Raw genomic sequence first — 20306 nt, forward strand, 5'->3', positions numbered from 1 at the left:
AAATTGCAAAAAATATCATTTGAGATATTTCGCAACGGCCTCCGCGCGCGTGTGGACGTGGAGTTTTTCGTAGATGCGCCGCACGTAGCTGCGCACGGTGTGAATGCTCACGCCAAGGCTGTCCGCAGTCTGTTTGTAGCCCTGCCCCGCCGCGAGTTGATCCAAAACTTCGCGTTCGCGCGCGGAAAGTTCCACGCTGTTTTCTTCCGGGCTTTGCCGCCGGATGGTTCCCGCCTGTAATAATTGAACGACCTTGCGCGCGATGGGCGCTGACATCGGCGAACCGCCTTCAACAACTTCGCGAATGGCTTCCACCAACTTTTCCGGCGGCTGGCGTTTCAACAAATAACCGCTCGCGCCGGCTTTCAGTGCGTCGAAGATCAACTCCATGTCTTCAAAAACCGTGAGCATGATGACCTGCACTTGCGGCATCTGCGCTTTCAATCGGCGCACACATTCGATCCCATCCATGCCCTGCATTTTTATGTCCATCAATACAACCGATGGCTTATCGCTTGGCAGCTTCGCCAATGCTTCCTCAGCGGTCGCGTACTGGCTGACGAATTGAAATGCGCCGGCTTTTTTTAAGTAGCCGATGATGCTTTCGCGCAACCCGGATTCGTCGTCAACAATCGAAACCATGATGGGGTTCTGTTTCATATTTTTTGTTTTGTCGCGCCGTTCACCGGAACTCGAAATGTCACAACCGTCCCCTTCCCAATGTCGCTTTTCAATTCGTATTCGCCGCCGACTGATTGCAATCGCAAGCGCTGGTTCGCCAAGCCGTGATGCTCACGCTCGCCGTGCGATATGACGCTGCCGTTCTTTTTCACGGACTGAAAACCCGAGCCATTGTCGCTCACAGTGATTTCGAGCAGCCCATTTTTAAGTCTCATTTCCACGCGCACAAGCGTCGCGCCGGAATGCTTCATGGCATTCGCCAGCGCTTCCTTGAACGCGAGCAAAACATTATGACGCAGTTCGGCCGACACCGGCGGGTCGGGCAAATCCTTTGGCAGGGATAATTGGCATTCGATGGAAGTGTTTTGGAAATATTCTACCGCGCTGTGGCCGAGATAAGCCACCAGATGTTCGAGCGTGTCATTGCGCGGGTTCACTGCCCAAACCATTTGATCCAATGATTGCAACAGGTCGCGCGAAGTGTTGGCGATGGAATGCACTTTGCCCTCGTGCGCCTCGGTGTCTTTCAATTCGCTTTTGACATGTTCGCTGAGAAAGGAAATTTTGGCGAGCTTGCTGCCGATTTCGTCGTGCATGTCCTGGGCGATGCGCATCCGCTCGCGCGCCATTTCCTGGCTGTGCTCCAGCGCTTGCAATCGGCGCCGGAGGCGGCGATGCGAAACAATACGCGCCGTGACCGCCACGCCAATGATCAGCACGGCCGCATACAACGCCAGTGCCCAGCGCGCGCGCCACATCGGCGGCGAAATAATGAAGGAAAAACTTGCTCCATCAAGATTCCAGATCCCGTCGGGATTGCAGGCGATAACGCGAAAAGTATAGAGGCCGTACGGCAGCGAGCCGTAATGTGCCTGGCGCGTCATTGAATTTCCTTCAATCCAGTCGGCATCAAAACCCTCCACCTTGTAGCGGAATCGGACTTTCTCTGGAGCCGAAAGGCATGGCGCGGTGAACTCAAAATCCAACTCATGCAAGTCGGAAGGGAGTTTCGCCGGTTGATTTTTCGGAGCCACATCGCCGGAAACACCGAACTTGAATGACTTGACGATTTGATTGTTCGCCCGGACGGATTCCAAATAAACCAGTGGCGGAATCCGATCGGTGATCCAGCCGCGCGGATCGAAGCAAAGCAGGCCGCCGCCCGTGGCGAACCAGAGCAAACCGTCCCGCGATAATAGCGTCGCCGGCCAGCCCGCGCTGGTCATTTCGCCGCCGGCAAAATCCAGGACCAGGCGCGTCCAGGGAAAAACTCCGGTTTTGATGGCATCCTCTAATTCCGTTTGTCGCGCCCGAAAAATTCCTTTCGCGCAGGTAAGGTACATGCTGCCGGTCGCGTCGAATCCGATGCTAAAAATATTCGTGTCCGGCAAACCATCCTGGGCATTCCACGCGGTGAAAGTATCGCCTGCCAGGCAGGCCAATCCCGCGCCTTCGGTTGAGATCCACAATCGCCCTGCGGAATCCTGGCACAAACTGGAAATGGTTTTTCCCGCCAGCGCGCGCGTCACTCGCGTTTCAGTCATCGAATTGGTGCTATGCACAATTAATCTCCCTTTGGTCGTGCCCACCCAGACCTCGTTCGTTCCAAATGGCAGCAAGGCGCTGATGCCTCCATACATGACGCCATCGGAGTGCAGGCGCGCGCCGGCAAAGTGATACAGATGACCATCTCCCGCTCCCATCCACACAACTCCCCCCGCGCCAATGCCGGTTGCCGTCACCAAGTCCTCGGACAAACCGTTTGCAGTGGTATAATCCACGCGATTGGAATTGTGCAACCGGCTCAGACCGACTCCCATCGTCGCCGCCCAGAGTGTTCCGTCGGGAGTCGCGCTTATTGAACGCACGGTTTGATGAATGCCATCTCCATCAAGGTCCTTGTAAGGCTCGAAATGTTCAGTGTTGCCATAAAACAATCCACCATTGGCGAACGCCACCCAGATTTTTCCCGAGGCATCCTCGGTCACACACGTCGCGGGAGTGGTTGGCAGCCCCTGGACTGCTCCGAATTCCCGGATGCGCTCCGGGCGCAACTGAATAAGACCGCCGCCGTCCGTGCCGAGCCACAAACTGCCTTCGCGATCCTCGCAGATGGCGCGCACGTCATTGGGAAGCCGCCCGTCACGAATCGTCACCGGACGAAAGCGTCCGCCGATGAATTCAAACAGCCCCTGCCCGCTGGTGCCGATCCAAAGCCGCCCGTCGCGTCCCTCGTGGAAACTCCAGATGCGCACCGAAGGCGCCTGGCCATTGCGGAAATAATTAAAGCGTTTGCCGCCATTAAGATTGATCAGGTACGTGTCACCGTAAGCCCAAAGATTGTGCTGCTGATCCTCGTAAACGCCGAGAAATTCGGGACTGCGCCCCTGGCTGTCTACGTCGAAATTATAGGGATGAAAACGCCCGGCTTCAAAAACACTGACGCCCGAGCGAGTAGTCACCCAAATCGTGTGCGAGCGCGCAATGTAAACACTGGAAATGGCATCGTCCGGCAAACCATCCTTCGACGTGAACTGCTTGAAATTTTTTCCGTTCCACAGATCGAGGCCGGCGTGCGTGCCGATCCACAACCGGCCGTTGGGATCGGTTGCAAGGCTCGTTATCGAATCACTGGAAAGGCCCTGGGCCTTTTGATAATGCGAGATAGCACCGGCGGCGATGGAATACAATCCCTGTTGCTGCGTGCCGATCCACAAGCTTCCGTTTTCATCTTCACAAAGGTCGCTGACGCGCAATGGCTCTGTGCGTTTATCCGGAAAAGTAATGGTGGACAGATGAACACCGTCAAACCGCGCAAGGCCGTCCTGCGTGCCGATCCACAAATATCCATCGCGGGTTTGCAGAACTGCGGTGACGGAATTTTGTGGCAGGCCATCGGCCTTGGTCCAGGCGCGTGACTGAAAAGTTTCCTGGTTGAGCATCGGAGCCGGCAAGTCACCAATGCCCGCGCAAGTGGCGACCGAGGCAGAGAAGATCAGAAAAACGATGTACCTTAAAATGCTCACTTCGCGGCCAACCGTATCCGAAAAAACGAAGCTTAACAACTTCCTAACTTCGGACTGCCACGCAGGCGCGCATGTGCGCACTGCCGCTCAAAACATTTCAAGCGACGGCAGCGGCGGGCAGCAGCCGGCGCGCTCCGTCAAATTCGCCCGTCAAATCCAGTCCTTCCCGCTCACGCCGTGGCGTCATCGGGTGCATTTTTTCAAACCAGGGATTTTCTGGCGGCCTGCCATCGCGGCAATCCGGGAGACCGCCGGAGGCAGATGCGCCCATGGTGCGAAGTTCCTTGCGGAATTGCGCCGGCGTCTTGCCAAAGCGCGTTTTGAAAACCACGCCCATGTATTCGCCGCTCTTGAATCCGGAGGAATCCGCGACATCCAGCAATGGAAGGTTTGTTCCGAGCAAAAGTTCGCGGGCGCGCTTCAATCGCAACCGGATGATCGCCTCGTGAACGGTCTCGCGAAGAATGGAACGGAACCGTCTTTGCAGCACACTCCGCGAGAGTCCGGCAAAGGCGGCCACGCTGTTAATGGTGATGGTTTCGCAGCAATTTTTTTGGATGAAAAGCATCGCCTTCGCCAGATTCGGATCGGTGACGGAAATAATATCCGTGGATCGCCGGGTGGCGACACCGATGGGGTCAATCAGGATGGCTTCGCGCGGCGGACGTTCTCCATTCATCATGCGATCCAGCAACGCCGCGGCTTCGTAACCGATGCGCTGGGAATTGACGATCACACTCGAAAGCGGAACCTCGGCGAGCGCGGACATCACATCGTCTTTGTCTACGCCGATCACCGCGACATCGTCCGGCACCGCGAGACCCAATTCACTGCACGCTTGGATCACCGCCCGTCCACGAACATCATTGCAGGTCATGATTCCGACCGGTTTGGGAAGCGAATCGAGCCAATCTTTCAATCCGCGCACATCATCGTCACCAGATTTTGGCGAGACAATATTTTCGGCAACATCGTCCTTTCCTTCGGACGAAAACATTTGGAACGGAAAACCCGCTTCTGTGACGCATTGGCGAAATCCATTGGCGCGCGCATCCGACCAATTCAAACCGGTGCGCCCACAAAACGCAAAAAATCGAAAACCGCGTTCGAGAAGGTGCTGCGCGGCCACGCGTCCGACATTTTCTTCATTGGAACAGACCAGGGGAATTTTTACGTCGGGCGCGCCACCGAAAAGATCCACCGTGGGCACGCCCAATCGCGCAATGGTCTTGGCCACGGAACGGGATTTCACGCGCGCAATGACGCCGTCGCCTTGCCAGCCGTTGAACCAATCCGGCGCATCCGCGCGCAAGTCCATTTCATGAAACTCAATGGACCAATGCGTATGCGCCCGCAAATATTCAGAGATGCCCAGGAGAAAATCCCGGCCCAGCGCGGATGAACTTTCGATCAGCAAAGCAACTCTCGGCGAAGGACGCTTTACCAAGGTGAACGTGGGTTTTTTCTTTGCGGGATTCATCGTCCCATCTTACTCCGTGACGAGGCGGTGTCATGTAGCCTTAAGTGGCTACAGAAGCACGTGCTCCATCGAAGTTGCAGAAATTTAGAAAACGGCCAAATGCCTAAAGATAAAGCTTTATCGAGCATGGCCGCCGACGGCTTCGTTGTGCCGCTGATGGCCGCTGACGGGTGAGAGGAATGCTTTACTTCGCCGCGATATGCAATGGGAGTCTTGCGCGGATGTCGTCTGACGCCGCGCCGACGAGGATCTCATAATCGCCCGGCTCAATCACGTAGTGCTTGTGCTCGACATCCCAATAGCGAAATTCCTTGGATGGAATCGCGATGTCCACGTGCGCGGTATCCTGATGCGCAATGGTGATGCGCTGGAAACCACACAAGGCTTCGTTGGCTTGCGGCACGGCTGATTTGACATGGCGAAAATAGACTTGCACCACTTCATCGCCATCACGTGCCCCGGTGTTGGCGACATCAAGTTTGACGTGGACAGTTTGGTCTGAGGCGATCTCCGAGTGGTTGAGTTTCGCGTCGTCGTATTTGAATTGCGTGTAGCTCAGACCGTGGCCGAACGCAAACGTCGGCTGGCCTTTGAAGTACCGATAAGTGCGATTGGCCATCGCGTAATCCGTGAACGCGGGCAGGTCTTCGGTGGATTTGTAAAAAGTGACCGGCAATCGTCCGGCAGGATTGACATCGCCAAACAAAACTTCCGCGACCGCCTGGCCGCCTTCCTGTCCCGGATACCACGCTTGCACGATGGCCGAAAGATTTTCCGCTTCCCACGGCATGGCGATGGCGCTGCCACTGCAATTCACGAACACCAACGGCTTGCCCGTCGCTTTGAGGGCTTTGAGAAATTCGGTTTGCACCGGCGGCAATTCAATGCGGGTGCGATCGCCGTGAAAGAACCCCTCGTACGGCACTTCCATTTGTTCGCGTTCGAGGTCGGCGGAAATCCCCCCGACGTAAATGATTGCATCCACGTTGTCCGCGATCGTGAGCGCCTTGCCTTTGGCTTCGGCATAGAGGAGTTGATTCGTGTCGTTCAAGCGAATCGCCATCGGACAGCCGGCGCCGTAATAAACTTCCACCGAGGAGCCGAGCACGTTTTGAACGCCTTGCGCAAAGGTGACCGGATGGGAAGGATTGCCATTATAATTCCCCAGCAGCGTCGGAACATAAGTGGCATTGATTCCGAACACGGCGATCTTGTGGATTTTGCTCCGATCAAGCGGAAGCAGTCCGTCATTTTTTAAAAGCACCACGCATTCGCGAGCCATCTTCAACGCGAGCAAATCATTTTCAGGCGTGTCGTAATCGTTCGATGGAATTTTGGCGTAAGGAACCATGGACGGCGGATCGAACATGCCCAGGCGAAAACGCGCTTCGAGCAAACGGCCCACGGCGCGATCCAAATCTTCCTCTTTGAGCAACCCCGCTTGAACCGCGTTGGTCAGGCTCGTGTATTCCATGCCGCAACTGAGGTCGCAGCCCATTTTTATGGCAGTGGCTGAAGCCGCCGCGACCGATGGCGAGTATTCATGCCCGCCGACAAAATCATAGATCGCGCCGCAGTCGGAAACCACATGGCCTTTGAATCCCCATTCGCCGCGCAATAGATTACTCAGGAGCAACGGACTGCCGCACGCGGGAATGCCATAGAGCGCATTGTAAGCGCCCATCACCGAACCGACGTGGCCTTCACGAACGGCGGCTTCGAATTGCGGCAAATATGTTTCATAAAGATCCCGTTCGGGTGGTTGGGCATCGAAACTATGCCGCCCCGCTTCTGGCCCGCTATGCACCGCGAAATGTTTCGCGCACGCCATCGCCTTGATGTATTTCGGATCGTCGCCTTGCAAGCCGGTGATGAACGAAACGGCCATGCGTCCGGTGAGAAAGGGATCTTCACCGTAAGTCTCCTGCCCGCGGCCCCAGCGTGGATCGCGAAAAATATTTATATTCGGCGTCCAGAAAGTGAGGCCGGTATAATTCGCGCTGTCGCCGTTATTCGCTTCGGTGTATTCACGGTTTTTCGCGCGCGCCTCGGTGGCAATGGCATCGGCAACACGATGCATGAGGTTGGTGTCAAAGCTGGCGGCCATCGCAATCGCTTGCGGGAAAACCGTGGCCGTGCCATTGCGACCGATACCGTGCAGGCACTCGTTCCAATAATTATATGCGGGCAGACCGATGCGTGGAATCGCGGGCGCGTCATTACAAACCTGGCGGGCTTTTTCCTCCAGCGTCATGCGACCGACAAGATCGCGGACGCGGACATCAAACGGCTGGCTGGCATCGCGCCAGAGCGGCGGCTTTTCCGCGGCGGCAGAGTTGGTGGCAGTATTCGTGTTTTGCGCGGACGACCTGAATGCGATTGCGAGAAAAATAAAAAGGCAAAGCGGAAGGCGAAGCGCCAGGGTCGTTCGGTTAGATCGGGTTTTTTCTTTGGCCAAACTCACGGCCTTAGCTTGTGCGGTTCCCCGCGCGGCGTCAATCTTCTGTAGCGGGAATAATAAACCTCGCGGCGTGAAAATTTATTCTTTCGGCGGTTGATCCAGCCCTTTGCCGACCGATTCCAAAACACTCGTCATTGCGGTCAAGGCACGGCGGCTGTCCCTGCTGCGCAATTTTTTGAACAGTTGCCAAAGACTTAACGGCTCGGATGATTTGGCGTGAGCGAGGTCCGAGGACAAAGATTTGGCCACGGTTCCAAGAAACTCGGGTTCCACTGCGCCCGCAATTTTTGCGAGCACGACCAGATTGCGAAGCGCGCGAATGCCCTCGGATGTTTTCGTGGCATCCACGATGACTTGCAAAATTTTATCGCTCGACCCAAGCGCGCCGCGCAGCGAATCCAGCACGCCGTGGTCGTGAAGCGCTTGCAATAATTGATACGTGTCGAGCAACGCCTCCACATGCTGCATCGGTGCGCGCTCCAATTCGTGAAGTAATTCCGCGCGGCGGTCGCGCGTGGGCAATTCCAAAGGAATCGGCTTGGCCATAGTTAGTCGGATTTAATGTTCAACCGCTTTTGTCCGTGACCGGGCTTGATGTAATCCGGACGCTGCCATTTGCGCTCCACTTCAACTCCGCGTTGCGGCGTGGGATGGCCGAAGCGATGGTTGTTTCGCGGCAGCGGACTTTCGCCGACTTCCCCGAGAACCTCCATGCGCACGGAAGTGTCTTTGTAGGCCGGCGTGTGGGTCTGCGGGTCGGTGTGGCTGCCGGTTAATTTATTAACCGGGTGCTCGGTCGAATTCATCGGCATGTAAAGTTCCTTGCCTTTCACGCGATCAGTCACGAGGGCGCGGACGCGCAATTTCCCGTAACGCGAAATCAGCCGCACCCACGCGCCGCTTTCGATCTGGCGTTCCTTGGCCAGCGCTGGCGAAATTTCGACGAACGTATCGGGAGTTTTTTCGTGAATGCCATTGACGCGATTGGTGAGGTTGCCTTCGTGAAAATGTTCGAGCAGTCGTCCGTTATTTAAATGCAGATCGAATTCGGAATCGGCGGGATCCGCGGGTTTGCTGTAACCGACCGGAAATAATTTTGCCTTGCCATCGGGAAACTTAAACTTTTTGGTGTAGAGCAAAGGTTCGTCCGTGCCGTCAGCCGCGACAGGCCAACTCAACGACCGGTAACCTTCGAGCCGTTCGTAAGTCACCCCGGCGAAGATTGGCGTGAGCGCGGCAATCTCCTCATAAATTTTTGACGGATGATCATATTTCCAATTCGCGCCGAGACGATTAGCGATGTCTTGAATGATAACCCAATCGGGACGGCTGCCTTCGAGCGGCTCGAAAACCTGGTAGAGCCGTTGCATGCGCCGTTCGGTGTTGGTAAAAGTTCCTTCCTTCTCCAAACTCGGGCTCGCGGGCAAAACCACATCGGCGAACTGGCAGGTCTCGCTGAAAAAAATGTCCTGCACGACAAAAAAATCCAGCTTGGAAAGCGAGTCCTGAACGTAGTTCGCATTGGAATCCACCAGGGCAATCTCTTCACCAAAAAGATACATCGCCTTGAGCTTGCCTTCGAGGATGGCATCAATCATCTGGTGATTGTCGAGCCCCTTGCTGGTCGGCAATTTTACGCCCCAGCCGATCTCAAATTTTTTGCGCACCTCCTCGTCCTCCACTTTTTGGTAACCGGGAAAAAAATTCGGCATCGCGCCGTGGTCGCTCGCGCCCTGGACATTGTTATGGCCGCGCAACGGATACGCTCCGGTCCCGGTGCGCATGTAATTTCCCGTCACCAGCAGCAAATTGGAAATGGCGGTTGAAGTGTCCGACCCCATGCTGTGCTGGGTCACACCCATCGCCCACAAAATGCAAACACCGCTCGCCTCGGTGATCATATCCGCAACCAGCTTAAGCGTCTCAATGGAAAGCCCCGTGACCTCCGACGCGAATTCCAAAGTAAACAGGTCGAGACTCTTGCGATATTCGTCCAGACCATTCACCCATTGCGCGAGGAATTTTAGGTTCGCGCGATCCGTGTCGAACAGATGCCGTGTGACCGCACAAAGCCAGACCAAATCCGTGCCCGGGCGCGGATGCAAAAACAAATCGGCCCGCGATGCCATTTCGTGTTTGCGCAAATCGGAGACGATTAATTTCTGCCCGCGCAATTTGTGGGCCTGTTTGACGCGAGTGGCGAGCAGCGGATGACTCTCAGCGGTGTTGCTGCCGATGATGATGACGAGGCCCGCGTGCTCGATGTCTCTGATGGAACCGGAGTCACCGCCGTAACCAACCGTGCGGAACAAACCCGTGGTCGCCGGCGCCTGGCAATAGCGCGAACAATTATCCATGTTGTTCGTGCCGATCACCGCGCGTGCCAGCTTTTGCATCAAATAACTTTCCTCGTTGGTGCATTTGGACGACGAAATAAACGCGAGCGCATCCGGGCCGGATTGCGATTTAATTTGTTCGAAACGTCGGGCCACCAAATCAAGCGCTTCGCCCCAGCTAGCGGCGCGAAATTTTTCGCCTTCGCGAATCAAGGGCGTCGTCAGGCGGTCCCCGCTGTTGACGAAATCCCAGCCGAATTTGCCTTTGACACACGTCGAGATGCCATTGGCCGGGCCATCGTTGGGCGACACTTTCAATATCTCGCGGTCCTTCGTCCAAATGTCGAAACTGCAACCGACGCCGCAATAAGTACACACGGTTTTGGTGCGCCGGATGCGGGATTCGCGCATGTCCGCCTCGACCTCGGACACCTTGAGGATCGGCATGTAACCTGTGTCCGGCTCGACACCTTTGACAATATCAATCATGCCGTCGAGCAGCGTCTTGGGCATTGACGTCATGAAACCCGCCTTGCCAAGCATGGATTTTTCCATGAGCGCGTTGCAGGGGCAGACGCTGATGCAATGGCCGCAGGAAACGCAACTGGATTCGCCGATATTCGCGCCGCCATCCCACAAAACGCGCGGCTGTTTGTCCTCCCAGCGGATGGAGAGAGTTTCATTGACCTGCACATTCTGGCAGGCCTCGACGCAACGGCCACAAAGAATACATTGATCGGCATCGTAACGATAAAACGGATTCGAGTTGTCCACGGGAAAACCCTTGGGCCGAAAAGGAATTTTTTGGTGCTCAATGGCGAGAAGCTTGGTCGCGTTGTGAACGGTGCAATTTCCGTTGTTGTTATCGCAAACGGTACAATAGAGCAGATGATTTTGCAGCAGGCGATCGAAGGCTTCGCGCTGGGCGGCATCCGCCCGCGGCGAATTGGTGGAGATAACCATGCCAGAAGCTGCGGCGGTTTCGCACGCGCGAACCAACTCGCCATTCACCTCGACCATGCAAGTATCGCACGTGCGGATGGGACCGAGTTGGGGATGGTAACAGACGTGGGGAATCTCAATGCCCGCGCGGGAAAAGAAATCAATCAACCGTTCGCCGGATTTCGATTCCATCGCTGCGCCATCAACTGTAAGCGTGAGCACCATGCTGGTTGGAAGTGGCTTCCAACGAAAGCGTAGCGCAGATTTGGTGAACGCACAACAGCTTGGTTAACTGCGGAGACGCGGAGGCGTCGAGTTTAAGGAAAATATCTGCTGAAGCTGCTCAACGATAAACGATCTGTTCGACCTTGACTAAATTCTCGGAGGGTTCGGCGAGGCTGCCGTGGGTGTTGTCCACGAAGCGGGCGTCCTTGATCACATTGTCCTTACAGGTGGCGTCATTGACGATAAACGCATCGCCGCCGCAATCGGTAATGGTCAATCCCTCGAAATTATTGCCGGTGCATTCGGTTCCCGGTTGCAGCTTCCAGCCGTCAGCCTGAGCCTCGGCAGTTTGCGCCATGAAGATGCCGTGGTTGTGGCTATTGGAGATGGTCACATCGTGAAAGGAATTTCCACATGAGTGGCGCATAAAGACGCCCAAGTCGTTCCCGCTGAGAGTGGCATTGGTGATGATATTGTTATTGAAAGCGAGATCGAGGGAAATGCCGGCGGCAAGATTGTCGTGCAAGTGCAGGCCGCTAAATTGCGATTGCTCGGTGAAATAACAGGCAAGGCCGTCGAATTGATTATCGTAAGCAGTAAAGTCGTGGACGTTCAACCGGCGCGTGCTCGCCGTGACCAATCCACCCGAACGGCAACTGCGGCAGACCACGCCTTCGACGGAGGAATCGTTCACCTGCCAGATATCAATGCCATTATTATTAAGCTGCGAACCGTCAGTCGCAGAATGCCAGAATTCCACCGTTTGATTTTGACGATTGCCGTTGATGGAAAGGTCGGCCAGGCGCAAGTGCGAGGTGGCACGCAACGGCGCGGAAAGCGGCGAGCCTAAAATAACTACCGGACAATTTGCCTTGTCGGCCAAATGCAGAACCGTATCCAAACCACTGCCGCGCAATGTTTGTGAATCACGGCGAAGCATCAATGGCTCGTGAATTTCGTAGGTTCCGCTCGCCAGCAGGACTTCACCGCCGCTGGGGAGACTATCAAGCGCAGCCTGAATTTGCTGTTGAGTTGAATCGGCGGCGAGTTTGACGATAACTGGTTCTGCGACCGATGATCCCGAAAGGGAAAAGCTCATCAACGAGAGAACCAGCGATATGGAAAGAATGGACAGATAGAATGACCGGGAAGTCTTTTGTGTATTCGTGTGCTGCATACTACTAATACGTCTGGAATTGAAGTTCTGACGCATACATCGTCAAAAAAATTCAAAGCCTTGAATTTTCTTGCGAAAATAGTAGAAGAATTGGGCAGAGGATTTCTATCACCCAAACGCCTTCAGACACTTACGAAACCTCCAACTGGACTACCCCTTTGAAGCCAAACGATTTCTATCGTTTTATAATAACAGAACCGAACGGCGCTGGCGCATCCATATCACCTTGCGCCGCCGAGAAAATTATTTGGCGGGCGCATGAACCGGCTGCCAGCTCGGACGCAAGCGCCCGAACGTCGGTGCTGGTTTACCGGTTTGGCGGGACCAGCCCATCGGCACCTTGCGTTGGCGGTAAACATACTCATGTTTCTCGTGCCGTTTCTCGTACCAATTCTCTAAAAGGATGGAGAAAAAGATCGCAACCGCCATCAGCACAAACACGCCAACCGCCGCTGATGCCAGCATGAGATGAGGAACGAGTTTTTCAAACAAGATTGTGATTGCTTTCATACAAATTTTTCTTTTGCACAATGGATGCCAGCCGTTTGAAAAATGGAATTCCCTGCTTTTAAAGGGATTTTTTAACTTTCATCTGCTCGAAAAGTTCTGGACGCATTGCAAGTTGCGAATGATGTGGCAGTTAAAATGGCGCGAGATGCAATATTGAAACATCTACGCTTTCAGAACGGCCTTCGCATAAAAAAATAAACCCACGAATGAGTTTCGTGGGTTCGATGCTTAATTGCGAATGTGTTTAATGGCGGCTGATTTCCGTACGACCATGGCCATTCTTTTTTGCGGTACCAGTTTTTACGGGCGAAACCTCGATCCCCAAAGCGGTGCATAAGTCAATTTCATGCTCCTGCTCCTGCACGATGATTGAGCGCAGCGTTTCGCTCAGCGCAAATTCGCCCATCGCTTCGGCTTGGCGGATGCGCAGACGATAGTTCTTGATGGTCACGCGTTCGTTTTCCAAGTCGGCGCGCAACATGGTGACCGGGTCGTTTGAAGTGACAACGGGTTTCGCCACAACCGAGGGCATGCCACCAAAATAATCCACTTGTTTGGAGATTTTGATCGCATGCGCCAGTTCTTCGCCGGCGTGTTTTTCCAATTCGCGGGCGATGTCCGTGTAAGCCGCACCTTTGAGGACCTGGCTGTAAACCGTGTAGGCGATGATCGCCTGATATTCGCGTGACAAATCCTCGTTCAACAATTCGATCATTTGTTCGCGCGTAATTTCCACGTTCTGAGTCACATTTTCTTTAGTCATAAATGAATGGTAAGAGTTTGAGTTGAATTTAGATGCGTCCCAACAAGAGCAGTACGACGAGAATAACCAGCACCAGACCGAGCCCGCTGCTGGGGTAATAACCCCAACCACGGCTGTACGGCCAGGTTGGCAAGGCCCCCAGCAACATCAGGAGCAACAAAATGACTAATATGGTTCCTAGCATAATTCTTTTTTATGGTTCCGTGATCCAACAATGAAGCTTTTAAAAGCGCGACTTGTGCCAAACTGTGCCGATGCTGAATCCACCAATCCCCGAACAGCCACAACTCCCTTTTACCCGCATGAAATCAGGATTTTCTTGTGTGTATAAAAAATAAATCAGCAGACGGCTTCTCGAAGTCACAGCAAATTGATCCAAGCAATTTGCGACGGCGGTCTGCATACCTTTGCAAATTGCAAAGTATCCCCATTTTTTGGCCGTCGCTTTTAAAGCGCTTCACAGCAAAAGATTTGCATCTCTAACTCGTAGTCAAAAAAGTTGACAATCGTCAGCGTGTAATATAAAGTGCTACGCATAAATTTTAGTCCGACCCGAACAACCTCTGATGAAATCATCCCCATTTTTTTTCGCCAGCGGCAGGGATAATTGTTTCGCTCAATATTGTGGATGTTTTCTCATTTTGTTTGGGATGATGTTTGCGAACAGCACTCAGGCCCAAATCAGCAACGTCCTGAGCGACCCCGGTTTTGAAAATGGCCTGACTGGCTGGTCTGCCTTCGGAGGAAATACCTATAGCCAAACCGACGCGACGCAAGCGCACTCCGGCAACAATTACTTCAAAATTTATCAAGCCTTCAATGGCCAGGTGAACTACAATGGCATCTACCAGGATTACCCCGCAACAGTTGGTGCCACATTTACCGCCGATGGCTGGGCAAAGACCACTTCAGGCGATAAACTTGCCGGCGCCAATTTGGCGTGGATAGACGTCACGTTTCGCGATTCGTCCTCCAATACTCTGGCCTTATACCGATCATTCATCATCAGCACAAACTCGCTCCAAGCGGGAACTTTTCCCGTGGATACGTGGACCTATCTCGCGGCAACAAATCAATATAACCCTTCTACGTTTCAAATCATCGGCGGCGTCAGCAACCTCGTTGCACCCACCGGCACGGCCTTCATCCGCTACGAACTTTTTCTGCAAGGCGATGCGAGCACGGCGGGCAATGGCTCCGTTTATTTTGACGACGCCGAACTCAATCAAGTCCAACCCGGCGGCAGCACGCCCACGCCTCTCGCCACTCAGATGAATATTGTCTGGAACGACGAATTCAACGGCACCGCGGTCAACTCGCATCATTGGACTTTTGAAATGGGCAATGGCGACGGCGGTTGGGGCAACGGTGAACTCGAATATTACACCAACCGCCCGCAAAATGTTTACGTCACCAACGGAATTTTACATATCGTCGCGATTAAGGGAGCGTTCCAAGGATTCAATTACACCTCGGCGCGCATGAAGACCGAGGGCTTGTATAGCAAGAAATACGGACGTTTCGAATTTCGCGCCAAGCTTCCGACCGGCACTGGTTACTGGCCTGCTCTATGGCTCTTTCCTGAAGATTCCGTTTATGGTGGCTGGGCTGCCTCGGGAGAAATTGACGTTATGGAAAATAGGGGCAGCATACCTTCCACCGTTTTAGGCACGCTTCACTATGGCGGTCCCTACCCAAATCAACAGCAATCACAAAATAACGGCTACGTATTCGCCAATAATTCCGTCACTAACTGGCACACTTACGATCTCGATTGGACCAATAACGCCATCAAGTGGTCCGTTGATGGCGTTGCTTATGAAACACAAACGAGTTGGTACAGCGCGAGCAATCCGGCAAACCAAAGTGTCCACAACGCCTACCCTGCTCCGTTCGACCAGCCATTTTACATCATTATGAACTTGGCAATCGCTGGCGGCAGCTTTGAAAGTCCCCCGACCGCCGCCACCGTCTTTCCTCAGGACATGCAAGTGGATTACGTGCGCGTCTATGACCTGACGCCGCCGCTCCAATTCACAATGACCCACACAAATTCAAACCTCGCATTGAACTGGCCGTCACAAATCGTTTGCCATCTCCAATCGCAAACCAATCAATCGGGTTCGCCTTCCGGCGCATGGATAGATTTGGCGATCACCAACGGCCCCTATGTATTGCCAAAACCCCCAACCAACGCCGCCGTGTTTTATCGGCTGGTTTCCCCTTAAACGGCCAATTCGCTTCGCATTGTAGCAGTCGGTCTATGACCGCCAAATTCCCGCCCCTTCTCCGCGCCTCCATGTCTTCGTGTCTCCGCGGTTCAAATCAAAATCTCAAACAAACCCTATTGTTTCCCCCCATTCTCCCGAAACCACTGGATCGCGTGCAGTAACAACTCCGTCGAAGTCTTCAACTGCAACTTCTCCTTGATGCGCGCGCGAAACGTATTAATCGTCGCGATGTTTAAATTCAATTCCTCGGCGATCTTGCGCGTGCCTTTTGCCTGCCCGAGCATTCGGAAAACTTCCAGTTCGCGCCCGCTCAACATTTCCAGCGGCGATACCGGCGCTTCGCCTTTCCCACGCGTCAATTTCGACAGCATAGAAATGGACATTTTTTCGCTGAGATAAACATCGCCGCCGAGCACGCGCGCGATTGCTTCGAGCACTTTTTTTCCGCGCTCATGTTTCATCACGTAACCCATCGCTCCCGAACGCAACGCGCGTTCCGCGTAAAGCGATTCGTCGTGCATCGAGACCACCAGCACCGGCAAATCTTCGTGGTTCGCCTTGATCGCCTTCACCAGGTCAATCCCGCTGCCAACGCCCAGCGAAATATCCACCATCACCAGGTCCGGTTTCAGGTCAACGATGGCCTGCATCGCCGAGGGCGCGTCCTCCGCCTCGCCGCAAACGCACAGTTCCGGCGTGCGATCAATCAGTTGCTGCAACCCTTCGCGAAACAAAGGATGGTCGTCCACAATCAGGATGCTGTTTTTGCGCGTCGCTACTCGTGACATAATTAATTCGCTGGGTTGCCCTCGTTTTAATCAAACGGTTGACTTTTTCTCGCTGCGCGCCAGGTCCGGCATCGCGGTTGAGAATAGACAAGTCAAATGAGTGCCATGACCGGGCCGATTTTCCAAGTTTAAAGTCGCACCGATAACCCGTGCGCGATATTGCATGATGCGGATGCCCATGCCGCCATGCGGCACTGGCGGTGTTACGAAACCGCTGCCATCCTCGCGCACTTCCAGCAGATAACGATCACCCACCGGTTCCAATTTGATGACGATGTGCCGCGCTTTGCCGTGCTTCACGGCATTCGCTACAGCTTCGAGTACAATATAATATAAGTGTAGCGCGATTTCATTGTCCACGCCTGAGGGCGGTTTTTCGGATACAAATATGCAGTTGATTTTGAAAAGTTCGCTGACGTTCGAGGCTAGTTCTTCCAGCGCGGACGGCAATCCATTTTCCTCCAATCGCACAGGAAACAATCCGCGCGCCACTCCACGCGTTTGCATAATCGCTGAATTGATCAATGCACTGATGCGCTCCGCTTCGGAAAATTCCGCAACGCCCTTTTCATCAAGCACATTCGCCAGTGATTCCGACATCAGCGCGATTCCTGCCAGCAGTTGGCAGATGCCGTCGTGCAAATCATGGCCGATGCGCCGCTGCTCGCGATTGCTTATTTCCAGAATCTCGCGTTCCAGTCGTTTGCGCTCCGTGATGTCGCGCGCGATGCCCTCGACCTCCACGCCTGCGCCCTGCTGCTTGATTAAGCGCGTGCTCACTTCGAGCTTTACGCGATGCCCCGACGCTGCAACGAAATCCCATTCCGCCGCCGGCGTCTCCGCGCCCTTCAAAACTTCATCCAGCCACTTGCGCGCTGAGGCGCGTTGTTCCTCGACGACCAAGTCCACAATATTCCTGTTGAGCACTTCAGCCCGCGACCGTTGCAAAAGTTGTTCGCCCGTCTGGTTGATCGAAGTGATGCCGCCCTGCAAATCGTGGGTATAAACAAAGTCGTTGGCGTTTTCGAACAATTCCTCGTAGCGCGCCTTGAGCGCGGCTTCCGTCTGCAATTTCTGACTGATGATGTCCGTCTGCGAAGCGACGCGGTTGCGCAACAGGACCACCCAGATCATCGCGAACAACACCACGAAGCAAAGCACTGCGACCATCCACAACATTTTTTGGAGCGTCCACCACGGCGGATATTTCAATACGAATACATCCCCCGCCGTGCGCATCAAAACGTGAAACGATTTCGCGCGCCAGTCTTCGCCCGCGTGCCAGTCATTGCCCGGCTCGATCAGGCATACGCCCGTCACCGCGACCTTGCTGCCCTTCTGCAAGTAACTAAAACCCGTGCCGGTTTCCTTGCCTTCAATCGCCGCATTGAAAATAATCCCGTCGGCTTGCAGCACGAGAAATTGCTCACGCGTCTGCCGCACGCGTTCGAGCACCGTCGCCTCGATGCGCACCAATCGGCAATCGTACGTGCCCTTGAGCGCTTCATCCACGGTAATGTTTTCCGGTTTTGGCACATGGCCGGTGCTGACCTTGCGAAAAATCGCGTCCTCCATCATCGGCGTATAAATTCCCTTCGCGGGAAAACCCACGACTTCCACGCGGTCGCCTATGAGCAGCGGCCCCGCCTGCTGCGTCTGGACATGCAAACCCTGTTTTTCGTCCTCGATATAAAGCGTGCTGTCGTCCTGCCGGTAAATCACCGTGCCTACGACCTTCACGCGGCTTCCGTAAGAACCTTCCGGCGTGAATTGTTGCAACGTGCCAATGCTCTTGAGCGGAAGCGAAAACGGATCACCCGCCGACGGCCCTTCGACGACGAGGTCCTGTGGGCGCGGCAGGAGCAACCGCAACCGAAAGAGTTGCCGCTGGCGATTGAACAGGCTGATGCACACTCCACGCGCGCGAACCATGCTGCCCACAATGTCTGTCAATTTATCCGGCGCCAAACCTTGCGCGTACGCCGTGAGACGCCCGCCTCCGGTGGCGATGTCAATGAGTTCGTGATTAGTTTGCTCATCGAAATAAGCCGCGCGCACCACGCCATGCACTTCCACAAACTGACTGTCCTCTTGGCCGCTGGTGAGTTGCTCGTAGGTGACCGGTTTTGCGGCCGGAAGTTCATTCGTGCCCACAACCTCGATTTGTGACGGCATGAGAATGGGCGCATACTCGCCCGGATAGGTGACGCCTTCGATCTGGATTTCCTGCCCTGGTTTCAATGGCGGCAGATTGGTGTTGTCACCGATGTAGATCCCGGCGGTATCGTCCTGAAGAAAACGCGTGTAGAGACTTTGGTCGAAAACGGTGATCACGCCGCGCATTTTTACCGGATAATGCAACGCGGCTTGCTCCGGCGTCAGTCGGCGGATCTGCTCAGCGGTATGAAGTTCCTCAAGTGGCGGCGCGTCCCCTGCCCTCGCGAATCCAGTGGTAATAGTCGCGAACAAAACAATTCCCCCCAGTATCGCGAGCACAAAATTTCTTGCGTCCGCAGATCTGAATACTATGCGCCCATGACGAAGTCGAAATGGCATTCGGCGTTGCGGCAGAACGATTCACCATCAGCACGAAAGGTTCAGCAGTAGGCCGACGATAACGGAATTACTAAAAAAAACGAGTTTTTATTTTTCGTCCCGGGGTAACCAGACTTGTGTCTCGGCAATGGGACGAGGCGCCGCGACGATTCCTTCTGTTTTCGCCGAATCGCCGGGGAAAGAAATATCACTGGCTCGCCAAAAAAGTGCTTCGGGCTTGCAACCACGACAAGTCATCGGAATTAGGAGCTTTCGGTATCGGAGCAGAAGGAACGTCATGCAGATGCAGGATATTTTGATCAGTCCATTTACGGGTTTCGCAGTGGCCATCAGCGAAGCACAAACTTCCCGCTCCATTGTGATAGGCCGCAGGGATGTCCACCCAGCTACCGGCAGCATTCGGATCACACACGAACATCCCGTCATTGATGCTGTAAGGATTTTCGTCCATGAACACCCACGTTTGCGCGGGAGATTTAACATCGGTTTGCTTTGTGAAAACTTGCAGCGTCTTGAGGCCTTCGTACTGGCTGGTGCTGTCCCAATTATCCGCCGGCTGCGGGTTGAGCCAGCAATTCGCCGACATGCTGCGGACGGTCGGCAGGCCGTTGACCAGCTTGCGGTCCGCGGGACATTTGTAGATCGAGACGCCGTCAATGTAGGGATAGACCAATCCATTCTCGATCAACTCGACGTTGGTGCAAACCCACGGCTGATCCACGCGCCCCAGCACCCACTGGCTTTTTGAACCCCCAGGCTGCGCATTCGCGTCCGGCAATTCCGTGACCAGCGAATTCTCTCCGCCCACGAAAACGATCTTGCCATCGTTGTCGCCGGAATAAAGCCGCCAGCCGACTTGGAGTTGTCGCAAATTGTCCAGGCACTCGGCGCCCTGTGCCCGCGTCCTCACCCTCGCCAAAATAGGCAGGAGCAATCCTGCCAGCATGACCAGGACAGCGATGACAAAAACCAGTTCAATCAACGTAAAACCGGCGGCCGATTTGCTTCGCCGGTGAGCACAAATTTTTTTCATACTCGTCAGGATTCGAAACACAAAAACCGCGGACAAAACTCCTGCATCGTCCTCTCCAACGCGGAGAGAGATTCCACGAGCGCCAAAAGCTCGCGAC

The 20306-nt window shown here is 54.4% G+C and carries 14 protein-coding genes; 1 reads left to right on the plus strand and 13 read right to left on the minus strand.

Features of this window, described 5'->3' with window-relative positions:
- Positions 1–15 precede the first annotated feature (15 nt).
- From VH413_03545 to VH413_03590, 10 genes are all read right to left on the minus strand, one after another.
- Entirely contained in the window at positions 16–660 is a 645-nt protein-coding gene (locus VH413_03545; protein ID HEX3797750.1) for a response regulator transcription factor, read from the minus strand.
- The gene (locus VH413_03550; protein ID HEX3797751.1) at positions 657–3746 is read right to left on the minus strand and encodes a two-component regulator propeller domain-containing protein; all 3090 of its coding nucleotides are present in this window, start codon (positions 3744–3746) and stop codon (positions 657–659) included. The genes VH413_03545 and VH413_03550 overlap by 4 nt, the downstream gene beginning before the upstream one ends.
- 58 nt (positions 3747–3804) lie before the next feature.
- A complete protein-coding gene (locus VH413_03555) occupies positions 3805–5187 on the minus strand; it encodes a DNA-binding transcriptional regulator (GenBank protein HEX3797752.1) in 1383 nt (460 codons plus the stop codon).
- Between the two features lie 184 nt (positions 5188–5371).
- Positions 5372–7651 carry a glycoside hydrolase family 3 C-terminal domain-containing protein gene (locus VH413_03560; protein ID HEX3797753.1) on the minus strand — a complete coding sequence of 760 codons (2280 nt, stop codon included), beginning with the start codon at positions 7649–7651 and terminating at the stop codon, positions 5372–5374.
- A 75-nt stretch (positions 7652–7726) separates the two neighbouring features.
- On the minus strand, positions 7727–8194 hold the full coding sequence (locus VH413_03565) for a DUF1641 domain-containing protein (GenBank protein HEX3797754.1): 468 nt from the start codon (positions 8192–8194) through the stop codon (positions 7727–7729).
- Positions 8195–8196: 2 nt separating this feature from the next.
- Positions 8197–11151 (minus strand): formate dehydrogenase subunit alpha, encoded by a 2955-nt coding sequence (fdhF, locus tag VH413_03570; GenBank protein ID HEX3797755.1) that lies wholly within the window; start codon positions 11149–11151, stop codon positions 8197–8199.
- Between the two features lie 118 nt (positions 11152–11269).
- Complete coding sequence (locus VH413_03575; protein ID HEX3797756.1) at positions 11270–12250, minus strand: right-handed parallel beta-helix repeat-containing protein; 981 nt, start codon at positions 12248–12250, stop codon at positions 11270–11272.
- A 321-nt stretch (positions 12251–12571) separates the two neighbouring features.
- Positions 12572–12838, minus strand: a complete 267-nt coding sequence (locus VH413_03580) for a hypothetical protein (protein HEX3797757.1) — start codon at positions 12836–12838, stop codon at positions 12572–12574.
- 244 nt (positions 12839–13082) lie between these two features.
- Positions 13083–13601, minus strand: a complete 519-nt coding sequence (locus VH413_03585; GenBank protein HEX3797758.1) for a ferritin-like domain-containing protein — start codon at positions 13599–13601, stop codon at positions 13083–13085.
- Between the two features lie 28 nt (positions 13602–13629).
- On the minus strand, positions 13630–13785 hold the full coding sequence (locus VH413_03590; protein ID HEX3797759.1) for a DUF3309 family protein: 156 nt from the start codon (positions 13783–13785) through the stop codon (positions 13630–13632).
- A 466-nt stretch (positions 13786–14251) separates the two neighbouring features.
- On the opposite strand from VH413_03590, the gene VH413_03595 reads away from it, so the two are divergent.
- Complete coding sequence (locus VH413_03595) at positions 14252–15829, plus strand: glycoside hydrolase family 16 protein (GenBank protein ID HEX3797760.1); 1578 nt, start codon at positions 14252–14254, stop codon at positions 15827–15829.
- A gap of 116 nt (positions 15830–15945) precedes the next feature.
- Here the strand turns inward: VH413_03595 and VH413_03600 are convergent, their stop codons facing one another.
- The 3 genes from VH413_03600 to VH413_03610 all read right to left on the minus strand — a co-directional run bounded on the left by VH413_03600 (position 15946) and on the right by VH413_03610 (position 20209).
- Positions 15946–16620, minus strand: a complete 675-nt coding sequence (locus VH413_03600) for a response regulator transcription factor (protein ID HEX3797761.1) — start codon at positions 16618–16620, stop codon at positions 15946–15948.
- A gap of 30 nt (positions 16621–16650) precedes the next feature.
- The gene (locus VH413_03605; protein HEX3797762.1) at positions 16651–19116 is read right to left on the minus strand and encodes a PAS domain-containing sensor histidine kinase; all 2466 of its coding nucleotides are present in this window, start codon (positions 19114–19116) and stop codon (positions 16651–16653) included.
- 247 nt (positions 19117–19363) lie between these two features.
- Positions 19364–20209: a type II secretion system protein gene (locus VH413_03610; GenBank protein ID HEX3797763.1), complete on the minus strand. Its 846-nt coding sequence runs from the start codon at positions 20207–20209 to the stop codon at positions 19364–19366.
- Between the last annotated feature and the right edge of the window lie 97 nt (positions 20210–20306).

Source organism: Verrucomicrobiia bacterium (assembly GCA_036268055.1).
Lineage (GTDB): Bacteria > Verrucomicrobiota > Verrucomicrobiia > Limisphaerales > Pedosphaeraceae > DATAUW01.

Coding starts and splice junctions, on each gene's coding strand:
- VH413_03565 (HEX3797754.1), bottom strand. CDS start 8,194: ATGGCCAAGCCGATTCCTTTGGAATTGCCCACGCGCGACCGCCGCGCG.
- VH413_03600 (HEX3797761.1), bottom strand. CDS start 16,620: ATGTCACGAGTAGCGACGCGCAAAAACAGCATCCTGATTGTGGACGAC.
- VH413_03610 (HEX3797763.1), bottom strand. CDS start 20,209: ATGAAAAAAATTTGTGCTCACCGGCGAAGCAAATCGGCCGCCGGTTTT.
- fdhF (HEX3797755.1), bottom strand. CDS start 11,151: ATGGTGCTCACGCTTACAGTTGATGGCGCAGCGATGGAATCGAAATCC.
- VH413_03585 (HEX3797758.1), bottom strand. CDS start 13,601: ATGACTAAAGAAAATGTGACTCAGAACGTGGAAATTACGCGCGAACAA.
- VH413_03545 (HEX3797750.1), bottom strand. CDS start 660: ATGAAACAGAACCCCATCATGGTTTCGATTGTTGACGACGAATCCGGG.
- VH413_03590 (HEX3797759.1), bottom strand. CDS start 13,785: ATGCTAGGAACCATATTAGTCATTTTGTTGCTCCTGATGTTGCTGGGG.
- VH413_03555 (HEX3797752.1), bottom strand. CDS start 5,187: ATGAATCCCGCAAAGAAAAAACCCACGTTCACCTTGGTAAAGCGTCCT.
- VH413_03575 (HEX3797756.1), bottom strand. CDS start 12,250: ATGAGCTTTTCCCTTTCGGGATCATCGGTCGCAGAACCAGTTATCGTC.
- VH413_03595 (HEX3797760.1), top strand. CDS start 14,252: ATGATGTTTGCGAACAGCACTCAGGCCCAAATCAGCAACGTCCTGAGC.
- VH413_03580 (HEX3797757.1), bottom strand. CDS start 12,838: ATGAAAGCAATCACAATCTTGTTTGAAAAACTCGTTCCTCATCTCATG.